Below are 10000 nucleotides of genomic sequence, written 5' to 3'. Positions count from 1 at the left end.
ATGCGCGCCGACGAAGGCGAGGTTCGCCATCCTCACCCGCCGCTCGCCGCCCTCGTCGATCAGCGAAATCGCCGCGATCGCCCGTTCGTCCATTCCCGCGCGCCGCGCCTCGCGCAAGACGCGGCTGTTGATCGCGTAGATGATCTGCATGTGCCGCGGCAGCAATCGTTCGAACAGCGGCAAGGGCCAGGATTCCAGCGCTTCGGGCAGCAAGGTATGATTGGTGTAGCCGATGGTCTTCCGGCAGATGTCCCAGGCTTCGTCGAATTCGAGGCCATGATCGTCGATCATCAGCCGCATCAGTTCGGCCACCGCGACCGACGGATGCGTGTCGTTGAGCTGGATCGCCGCGTGGTCCGGGAGGCTGCGGATATCGCCCTCATATTGGACATGCCGGCGGACGATGTCCTGGATCGAGGCCGAGGAGAAGAAATATTCCTGTCTCAGCCTCAGCTCCTGCCCGGCCGCGTTTGAATCCGCCGGGTAGAGTACGCGAACGAGCGCATCGGCCCTTACCTCGTCCGCCAGCGCGCCGACATGATCACCCGCGTTGAAGGCATCGAGCTTGATCGGATCGAGCGCGGTTGCGGTCCATAGCCGCAATGTGTTGACCCGCGTGCCGCGCCAGCCGACCACCGGCGTATCGATCGCGCTCGCCTCGACCTTTTCGGCCGGGCGCCATTCGACGCTGTCGCCGTCCGCGACGACCTCGCCGCCGAAGCCGATCAAATAGGCGCTCTCGCGCCGGTCGAACTCCCACGGGTTGCCGTGCGCAAGCCAGGTCTCGGGCAGTTCGACCTGCCAGCCATCATCGATGCGCTGGCGGAACATGCCGTTCACATAACGGATGCCATAGCCATAAGCGGGAATGTCGAGCGTCGCGAGGCTCTCCATGAAACAGGCGGCAAGCCGCCCGAGACCGCCATTGCCCAAGGCCGCGTCCGGCTCCAGTTCCTCGAGTTGCGCAAGGTCGAGCCCGTGGTCGCGCAACGCCTGCTCCATGTCGCGCGTCAGGCCGAGATTGGAGAGCGCGTCGCGGAGCAAGCGGCCGATCAGGAATTCGAGGCTGAGATAATAGACCCGCTTGCCGTCCGCCTCATAGGTGCGCCGCGTCGACTCGATCCAGTGATCGACAATCTTGTCGCGGACGGCGAGCACCGTGGCGTTGAACCAGTCATGCGGCTTGGCGGCGAGTTCGTCCTTGCCGACGCGATGGCGCAAAACATCGAGGATGAGCGTGTCGAGCTGGGCGGCCGAGGAAGCGGGGTCGAGGGTCACGGCAGGTGCTCCGTCCGTCAGGCAAACCACCTGACAGGCGGCCGCCGGTTTGTCTCCACGTCCTCTCCCGCGTCCATCCGCGTCGCCATATCGCTCATGCGCGGGCGGGTTGACCCGCTGTCGCGCCGAGCCCTGGCAGCGTCGGCTCCTCCTGCATTCTCTCCTTCTGCGGCCGAGCGTAGGACACGGCAGATCGATTCGACAAGATCGCTCGGTCGTCGATTGTCGCGCGATTGAGCATTTGCCTAGGCGGGCGCCCCCGGTCATGCTGCGTATGCGAACGGCAGGTGGAGCATGCTCATGGGGTCCGGCGACGATCCGTGGTGGAAGGGAGCCACGATCTATCAAATATATCCGCGCAGTTTTCGTGACAGCGACGGCGACGGGATCGGCGACCTTCCCGGAATCACCGCCGGCCTCGATTATGTCGCTTCGCTGGGCGTCGACGCGATCTGGATCTCGCCATTCTACACCTCGCCGATGCGCGATTTCGGCTATGACGTGTCGGATTATTGCGACGTCGATCGCATTTTCGGGACGCTTGCCGATTTCGACGCGCTGGTTGCCCGGGCGCATGCGCTGGGTCTCAAGGTGATCATCGATCAGGTCTATGCCCATACCTCGGACCTTCATCCGTGGTTCGCCGAAAGCCGCGGGAGCCGCGTCAATGAAAAGGCCGACTGGTATGTCTGGGCCGATCCGCGTGACGATGGAACACCGCCATGCAACTGGCAGTCGGTGTTCGGCGGTCCCGCCTGGACCTGGGACGCCCGACGCGGGCAATATTACATGCACACCTTTCTGGCTCAGCAACCCCAGCTCAACGGGCATAATCGCGACGTTCAGGATGCCCTGCTGGCGGTCGCGCGCTTCTGGCTCGATCGCGGTGTCGATGGATTTCGGCTCGACGCGCTGAACCATTCGATGCACGATCCGCTGCTACGCGACAATCCGCCAGCGCCGGATACCGGGCGGGTCCGCACGCGTCCGTTTGATTTCCAGACCAAACTCTACAGCCAGTCCCAGCCCGGCGTGATCCCGTTCATCGAGCGCATCCGCGCTGTCTGCGATGAATATGGCGCGATCCACACCGTCGCCGAAGTGGGCGGCGACAAGGCGGAGCCCGAATTGAAGAGTTATACCGCCGGCTCGCGGCGCCTTTCGAGCGCCTATGGCTTCGATTTTCTCTACGCGCCCGATCTCACCCCGCGGCTGGTTGCCGAGGTGATGGCAAAATGGCCGGGCGAAACGGGCGCCGACGGGGAGGCCGAAGGCTGGCCGAGCTGGGCGTTCGAAAACCACGACGCGCCCAGGGCGGTGTCGCGCTGGTCCGCGCCGGATATGATCGAGCGCTATGCGCGAATGAAGCTCGCGCTGCTCGCCTCGTTGCGCGGCAATATCATCCTCTATCAAGGCGAGGAGCTTGGGCTCGAACAGGATGAGATTCCGTTCGAACTGCTGCAGGATCCCGAGGCGATCGCCAACTGGCCGATGACCTTGTCGCGCGATGGTGCGCGAACGCCGTTGCCCTGGACCGCGGACGACCTTGGCGGTTTCACGACCGGCAAACCGTGGCTGCCGCTCGGCGCGCCCAATCGTGCGCGCGCGGTTGCCGTGCAAGAGGCGAGGCCTGATTCCCTGCTCAGTCACACCCGGCGTGTACTGGCGTTGCGCAACGATCGGCCGGCACTGCGTCGCGGCGATTTCCGGCTGATCGAGGCGGGGACCGAACTCCTCGTCTTCGACCGGGTTGCTGGCGCCGAGACGATCCGGTGCGCTTACAATCTCTCGCCCGACCCCGTGACGTTCGATGGCGCGCGCGATCGGCACGTTGTCCTTCGGATCAACGGTGCGGAGGATAATGTGCTGTCCGGCTACGGCGCGCGCTGGTTCGTGCCTGGGTAAATGAAATTCGCATCCGCCCTTTCCTATTGGCGGCCGGAGGTCCATGTCTGCTGATCGTCGTAATCCGTTGCGCGATGTGGGGCATCAAACCGAGGCAAAAGCGGGACGAGGTCGACAAGAAAAGGGGAAGGAATATGAAGCGCGCGATCGCGGCAATGCTCGTCCTGTTTTTCTCCTTGTTTGCCGCGCAGCATGCATCCGCGCAGGAATTTGCCTTTCCGGCGGGCTTCAGGACGACGGACATCGCGACGAACGGCACGACGCTGCACGTCCGCGTTGGCGGCGCAGGGCCGGCCGTGCTGCTCGTCCACGGCTATGGCGATACCGGCGACATGTGGGTTCCGCTCGCCGCGGCGCTGATGCGCGATCACATGGTCATAATCCCCGACCTGCGCGGCATGGGTCTGTCGGCCGTCGCGACAGACGGTTTCACGAAAAAGAACCAGGCGCAGGACCTGGCCGGCATCCTCGACAAGCTCAATGTCCGGCGGGCCGATGTGGTCGGACACGACATCGGCAATATGGTGGCTTTCGCTTTCGCGGAGGCTTATCCGGATCGCACCACGCGGCTCGTCATGATGGATGCGCCGGTGCCGGGGGTCGGGCCGTGGGACGAGATATTGAAGAGCCCGCTATTGTGGCATTTCCGCTTTGGCGGGCCGGATATGGAGCGGCTCGTCGCTGGCCGCGAGCGTATCTATCTCGATCGCTTCTGGAACGAATTCGCGGCGACGCGAACTGCGTTCCCGGATGGCGCGCGCGTCCATTATGCGACGCTCTATGCCGCGCCGGGACGGATGCACGCCGGCTTCTCGCAATTTGCCGCTTTCGACCAGGATGTGATCGACAATCGCGCCTCGGTTGCTCATGGTCCGTTGAAAATGCCGATATTGGCGATCGGCGGGGATCATTCGCTCGGGCCGACGATGGCGGTAATCATGCGTGCCGCGGCGGACAATGTGACCGGGTTGGTCGTGCCGAATTCGGGCCATTGGCTGATGGAAGAGCAGCCTGGCCAGACGGTTGAGGCGATCGCCTCTTTCCTTCGAAGATCGTAGCGGGACCAGCGGCCGGCCGGCGGAATTTGGGTCAGTCGATCGCGGCGTAGAGCGCGTCGATCAATGCCTTGGCGCGCGGGTCGTCGCGGAGCTGCGTGCCCATGCGGTTCATCGTGTAGCTCATCGCGACCTGCGCGCCCGGATCGCCCATGGCGAAGGAGCCGCCCCAGCCGGAATGACCGAAAGCCGCAGGATTGGGGCCGTAGATGCCGTCGGTATTCATGAGGAAGCCCGCGCCCCAGCGAACCGGCAGGCCGAGCACGAGATCGACGCCTTCGATCTGCGTGCGGGTGGCGCGGACAAGGCTGTCGCGGCTGACTAGTCGGCCGTCGAGCAGCGCTGCGTAGAGCGCGGCGAGCCCGCGTGCATTGGCGTGGCCATTGGCGGAGGGCAGGTCCGCGGCGCGCCATTCGGGGGTATTGGGCGCGAGCGGATCGAGCGGCGGATTGGCGAGCGCGGCGATCTGTGGTGCGGTGAGCGATCCGACTTGCGCCGAATCCATATCGGGCGGTGCGATCATCTCGGCGCGGCGGGCTTCGTCTTTGGCGTCCAGCCCGATCGAGATTTCGAGTCCGCGCCGGCCGCGCAACTCGTCGGCGACGAACTGGCGCAGCGAAGTGCCGGTGATCCGCTCGAAGAGCTCGGTCGCGAGAATGCCGACCGAGATTGCGTGATAGCCCGATGCGGTCCCCGGCCGCCACAGCGGCGCCTGCGCCGCGAGTCGGGCTGCCGCCGCGCTACCGCCGAGCAGATCCGCGAACCGCGCCGGGGCGGTGAAGCCGCACAAACCCGCCTGATGCGAAAGCAATTGGCCGATCGTAATCGTCGCCTTTCCCTCGGCGGCGAATTCGGGCCAGTAGCGCGCGACCGGATCGTCGTACGACAGGCGCCCAGCATCGACGAGCATCGCAAAACAGGCGGCGGCGACCCCCTTGGTCGACGACCAGACGTTGACCAATGTGCCGGGCTGCCACGGCTGGGTGCGCCCCGCGTCGCGCCACCCGCCGATCAGATCGACCACGACCTTGCCGCCGACGATCACCGCGACCGCCGCGCCGATTTCGTTGCGTTCGGTGAAATTGGCATGAAAGGCCTCGCGCACCGCCGCAAAGCGCGGATCGCACACGCCCGAGATGGCAAAGTCGTCGCTCATCATCGATCTCCGCATCAATGCCGCCAGGAAAGCTCGACGCCGAAGGTACGCGGCGCGTTGTAATTCTTGTTGACGATGCCCAGCGTCGCGAGGTCGGTACCCTGCACTTCATATCTCTTGTCGGTGAGGTTGCGGCCCCATATCGCGACTTCCCAGCCGGCATGATGGGTCAGCGCGATGCGGCCGTTGAACAGCCAGTAGCGCCCCGCCGCGATCAGCGGGTCGTTGGCGGCATCCTTGAACACCGACGACGAATAACGCGTCTCGCCCTGGAAGCTGATGCGCATCGCATCGCCGACCGGCAGATCGTAGCGGATGCGGCCGGTGAACGAGGTCGTCGGTGCATTGGGCAGGCGGTTCCCGGCCGGGATCGTTCCGGCGGCGGTGGTGAACGAGGCGAGACGCGTATCGAGCAGCCCGATGCCGCCGGTCAACGTCCAGCGCTCGGTCGGGCGCAGGATCATGTCGATGTCGCTGCCGAATACGCGCGCGTGGCTGACGTTGCCGACCTTCTGGACCGACAGCCCGGTCGCCGGGTCGACATAGCGCACATAGGTCTGCGGGTCGTGATAATCGTACCAGAAGCCCGCGATGTTGAAGGTCACCAGCCGCGAGAATTGCGTCTTCGCCCCCACTTCGAACGCGTTGAGCGTCTCGGGGCGATAGGGGATGAGCTGGGCATCATTGTTGGTGAAGCCGCTGAAGAAGCCGCCGCTCTTCCGCCCGCGCGAGGCGGAGGCGTAGAGCAGCACCCCCTCGCGCGGGCGGAAGTTGAGCGCGACCCGCCCGGTGAGATTATGGTCGCGGATCGTGCCGTCGATGAAGGTGTCGTTGATGCCGAACAGCGGCGAGGGCGTGTCGAAGGTCGTCCCGCCGACATAATGCCGCTTCTCGCTGGTGTAGCGCAGCCCGGTGACGAGATCGACGCGCGGCCCGAAATGCCACGTCGCATTGGCGTATAGCGCGGCCGAGCGGGTGACCTGATTATAGGTCGTCGTGCCCGCGCCGCTCGCCGCGCCGAACAGCACGAGCGGCCATTGCTCGGTCACGTTGGTGTTGTCGCCTGCCACGCGATCCCAGGAATAGAAACCGCCGGCGATGATATCGACAAGCTTTGTCTCGCGGCCGACGCGCAATTCCTGGGTGAACTGGCGGATCTTCTCGTTCTCGATAAAGTCGAACTGGTCGAGCGGGGTGGCATCGACATCGATGTGATAGAGCCGCTTGAAGTCGATATAGCCGGTGATCGAGGTCAGTTCGAACCCGCCGACGCGATAGCGGATCTTCGCGAGCAAATTCACCTGATCGATATTATAGGGGAAGCTGCCCTTCCAATCGCCCTTGTAGGGGTCGCTGCGGGTCTGGCGATAGCCATAGGCATCGGTGCAATTGCCGTTGTCGAGATGCCCCGCCAGCACCGCGGGGCACAGCACGAACGGCATCCCGGCGGCGAACGTGCCGTTGAATTGCGGCACGCCCATTTCGGAGCGCGAGCGTTCGCCCTCCACCTTGAACAACAAATCGAGATCGTCGGTCGGCTGGAGCGCAAGCTCCGCGCGGCCGAGCCAGATGTTGCGGCTGCCGATATCGCGGCGCCCCGGCGCGCCGTTTTCGAGCAGCGAGCTGGTCCAATATCCTGTGCCCTGCTGCACCGTCTTGCCGCTGAGGCGAAGCTGCGCGCGATCGCCGAGCGGGGCGTTGATCATGACATCGGCATCGACCGTATCGTAATTGCCGTAGCTGATCCGCGCGGCATAGCCGAATGTCTTCTCGGGCGGCGCGGACAGGATGTTGATCGCGCCCGCGGTGGTGTTGCGGCCGTAAAGCGTGCCCTGCGGCCCTTTCAGCACCTCGATCCGCTGCAGATCGAACAGATTGCCGCTCATCAGGCCGGGCGAGGCGAGGGGGATCTCATCGACATAGACCCCGGCGGCCGGGCTCGACACGGTGCTGAAATCGTCGAGCCCGATGCCGCGGATCGTGACGGTCGGCAGCGCGCCGGGCACCGTCTCCTTGATGTCGACATTGGGGGCATAGGACGACAGGTCGTTGATCCCCGCGATGCGCGACGTGCGCAGTGTTTCGGCCGACAGCGCCTCGATCGTCGCGCCGACATTCTGCAGCCGTTCCTCGCGTTTGTAGGCGGTGACGACGATGTCGCCCGCGCCGTCGCTCCCGCTGGCGGCCGGCGTGGGCGGGACGGCCTGCGCATAGGCCTGCGATAAAGGGCCGGCGATCGCCAGGCCGGCGATCATGCCCCCGCAAAGGCGCGCGCACGGAAAGATCCTGCTCACGATATCCTCCCCATCGGATCATGCCGATCTGTTATTATCTCTGACATATTGGTATGTCCGGCCATACCGAGTTGTCAATATGCTTGCGATCGGGCACGGATGAGACGATGAGCCGGACCATCGACAGGAGCGCGGCGGGCAAGCCGCTCCGCGACGCCGCACGCGCGGCGCGACGCGCGGCGGTCCTGGAGGAAGCGTGCGCGGAGTTTCGCCGCGTCGGGGTCGCGGCGGCCGATCTCGCCGCGATCGCGCGCGCCGTCGGGGTCTCGCGCGCGGCACTGTATAATTATTGCGCCGGGCGGGAGGATCTCGCGCGGCAATGCTATCTCGAGTCGCTCGGCGCGCTGCAGGCGCTGCTTCACGACGCCATGTCGCTCCCCGGCATGGGGCTCGCCAAGATCGCTGGTTTCGTGCGCGAGGCGATCGGGCATGACCGGCCGATCGCCGCGATCGCCGCCGAGGTCGATCTGCTGTCGGGCGAGGCGCGCGCGGAAGTTGAGCGCGGGCAGGACGAATTGTTCGATCGGCTGGCCGCGCTGATCACCGCGGGCCAGCGCGACGGCTCGGTGCGCGCCTGCAATGCGGCGATCGCGGCGCGGACGATCTGGGGGCTCGTTTTCTGGGCGCCGCTCGGCGAATTGTGGACCGGGCGCGCGGGCGAAAATCTTGCCGCCCGGATCGGGGCGGAACTGCCGCCGCTGGTCGAGCGCGGAATCGTCAGCAACAAGGGGCGCGGGCGGCATCCGGCGGAGGCGGCGAATTTGCTGGCGCCGATCCTTGCCGCGCGGCCAGACGATCGCATTGAGGAGGTGGCGCGCGCGGCGTCGCGGCTGTTCAATCGACGCGGGGTCGAGGGCGTCTCGCTCGACGACGTGGCGGCTGAGGTCGGCGCGACCAAGGGGCTTTTCTATCATCACTTCAAGAGCAAGACCGCGCTGGTCCGCCATTGCTTCGAGCGCGGGTTCGAAATCTACGATCGCCTGATGAGCGTTGCCGAGGAAGGCGCAGACAGCATCGAGCAATCACGGCGCGCGCTGGAGTTGAATGTGATGGCGCAGCTCTACGGGCTGCATCCGATGTCGCTCAACATCTTCTTCCGCTGCCTGCCGGCGGAAGATCAGCGGCGCTATTCGCAGCGCGCGTCGGCGTTGCTCGATCTTTCGGTGGGATTTGCCGAACGCGGCATGGCGGCGGGGCTCAACCGGCGATTCGACGCCCAGGCGGTCTCGCTTGCCTCGGCGGGGACGTTCCTGTTCCTTGGCCGTTGGATCGAGGGCGAGGATCTCGATCGCGCGGAACGCACCGCGGCTGAGGTAGCGGATTTCTTCCTTTACGGTCTGACCGCCGCTGCTGAGCCGATCGATTGAAGCAACAGACAGGAGAGCGATGATGAACGAACTCGCGGAACGGCGGCTGCAGACGGTGCGCGATCACATGGCGCTCGAATGCGCGTGCGACTGGGACGCGGTGATCGCCACCTTCGAGCATCCGCGCTACGAAATGTACGGCACCGGGACGGTCTATGACGGCGAAGAGGCCGTGCGCGGCTATTTCCGCGCCTCGCGGACGCCCTTTCCTGATCAGGGCAATGAGATCATCGCGCTCGCTCATGCCGGTGACACCGTGCTGGTCGAGTTCTGGCTGACCGGCACGCATCTCGGCCCGCTGCGCGTCGGCGGGCGGGTGATCGAGCCGACCGGGCGGCGCTTCCGCGTCAGGATGGCCGCGTCGTTCGAATTTCCGCCGGGCGGCGACAAGATCATCTGCGAGCGGCCCTATTTCGATCCGATGCAGGTCTTCCACGCGCTTGGGCTAGGCTGACCGGAACCGGCCCGGCGAGCAGCCGAGCCTCTTGCGGAACGCGGTGCTGAACGCGCTGGCCGATTCATAGCCGATCTCGTCCGCGATCCGGTCAAGCGATTTCGCCCCGCGTATCAGCGCATCCTTGGCGAGCGCCATGCGCCAGCGTGCGAGATATTCGATCGGCGCACACCCCAAGGCTTCGTGAAAGCGCGCCGCGAAGGCCGATCGCGACATGCCGGCGATCCGCGCCAGTTCGGCAACCGTCCACCCGGCGCGCACGTCGGCGTGGATCGCGCCAAGCACCCGCGCCAGCGCCGCGTCACGCATGCCGCGCAGCAGCCCTCCCGCGCCGTCGGTCGCGCGCCAGCGCAATGCCTCGATCAGCAGCACTTCGAGCATCCGCCGGATGACGAGCTCCTTGCCCGGATAGTCGGACGCGCATTCTTCCGACAGCAGCGCGATCAGCCGGCCGAACCGCGTCGCCCAGCCCGCTGCGGCCGGAATATGGA

General features: G+C 65.5%; 8 protein-coding genes. 4 read left to right on the top strand and 4 right to left on the bottom strand.

Annotated elements, in window-relative coordinates; genetic code table 11:
* Window positions 1-1278, bottom strand: a 1278-nt coding sequence (locus BGN95_RS14370; protein ID WP_286773059.1) for a glycogen/starch/alpha-glucan phosphorylase, incomplete at its 3' end; no start/stop codon positions are given.
* 300 nt (window positions 1279-1578) lie between these two features.
* On the opposite strand from BGN95_RS14370, the gene BGN95_RS14365 reads away from it, so the two are divergent.
* Both BGN95_RS14365 and BGN95_RS14360 read left to right on the top strand, forming a co-directional pair.
* Entirely contained in the window at window positions 1579-3183 is a 1605-nt protein-coding gene (locus tag BGN95_RS14365) for an alpha-glucosidase (protein WP_286773058.1), read from the top strand.
* A gap of 134 nt (window positions 3184-3317) precedes the next feature.
* Window positions 3318-4241 (top strand): alpha/beta fold hydrolase, encoded by a 924-nt coding sequence (locus BGN95_RS14360; RefSeq protein ID WP_265312690.1) that lies wholly within the window; start codon window positions 3318-3320, stop codon window positions 4239-4241.
* 31 nt (window positions 4242-4272) lie between these two features.
* Here BGN95_RS14360 and BGN95_RS14355 read toward each other — a convergent pair whose 3' ends face one another.
* The gene (locus BGN95_RS14355) at window positions 4273-5394 is read right to left on the bottom strand and encodes a serine hydrolase domain-containing protein (protein WP_265312689.1); all 1122 of its coding nucleotides are present in this window, start codon (window positions 5392-5394) and stop codon (window positions 4273-4275) included.
* A gap of 14 nt (window positions 5395-5408) precedes the next feature.
* Window positions 5409-7688 carry a TonB-dependent receptor gene (locus BGN95_RS14350; RefSeq protein ID WP_286773057.1) on the bottom strand — a complete coding sequence of 760 codons (2280 nt, stop codon included), beginning with the start codon at window positions 7686-7688 and terminating at the stop codon, window positions 5409-5411.
* Window positions 7689-7795: 107 nt separating this feature from the next.
* Here BGN95_RS14350 and BGN95_RS14345 point away from each other — a divergent pair, with 107 nt between their 5' ends.
* Together BGN95_RS14345 and BGN95_RS14340 are read left to right on the top strand one after the other, a co-directional pair.
* Window positions 7796-9055 carry a TetR family transcriptional regulator gene (locus tag BGN95_RS14345; RefSeq protein WP_286773056.1) on the top strand — a complete coding sequence of 420 codons (1260 nt, stop codon included), beginning with the start codon at window positions 7796-7798 and terminating at the stop codon, window positions 9053-9055.
* Window positions 9056-9077: 22 nt separating this feature from the next.
* Window positions 9078-9509, top strand: coding sequence for an ester cyclase (locus tag BGN95_RS14340; RefSeq protein WP_265312686.1), 432 nt, complete (start codon window positions 9078-9080; stop codon window positions 9507-9509).
* On the opposite strand, the gene BGN95_RS14335 is transcribed toward BGN95_RS14340, so the two are convergent.
* On the bottom strand, window positions 9501-10000 hold a 500-nt coding region (locus BGN95_RS14335), incomplete at its 5' end, for an AraC family transcriptional regulator (RefSeq protein ID WP_286773055.1). The two genes, BGN95_RS14340 and BGN95_RS14335, sit on opposite strands and share 9 nt — an antisense overlap.

It is taken from the genome of Sphingomonas sp. 66-10 (genome assembly GCF_001897045.1).
Classification (GTDB): Bacteria; Pseudomonadota; Alphaproteobacteria; order Sphingomonadales; family Sphingomonadaceae; genus Sphingomonas; species Sphingomonas lycopersici.
This window is presented reverse-complemented; position numbering and strand designations above follow the sequence as displayed.

Coding starts and splice junctions, on each gene's coding strand:
- BGN95_RS14365 (WP_286773058.1), top strand. CDS start 1,579: ATGGGGTCCGGCGACGATCCGTGGTGGAAGGGAGCCACGATCTATCAA.
- BGN95_RS14360 (WP_265312690.1), top strand. CDS start 3,318: ATGAAGCGCGCGATCGCGGCAATGCTCGTCCTGTTTTTCTCCTTGTTT.
- BGN95_RS14355 (WP_265312689.1), bottom strand. CDS start 5,394: ATGAGCGACGACTTTGCCATCTCGGGCGTGTGCGATCCGCGCTTTGCG.
- BGN95_RS14345 (WP_286773056.1), top strand. CDS start 7,796: ATGAGCCGGACCATCGACAGGAGCGCGGCGGGCAAGCCGCTCCGCGAC.
- BGN95_RS14340 (WP_265312686.1), top strand. CDS start 9,078: ATGAACGAACTCGCGGAACGGCGGCTGCAGACGGTGCGCGATCACATG.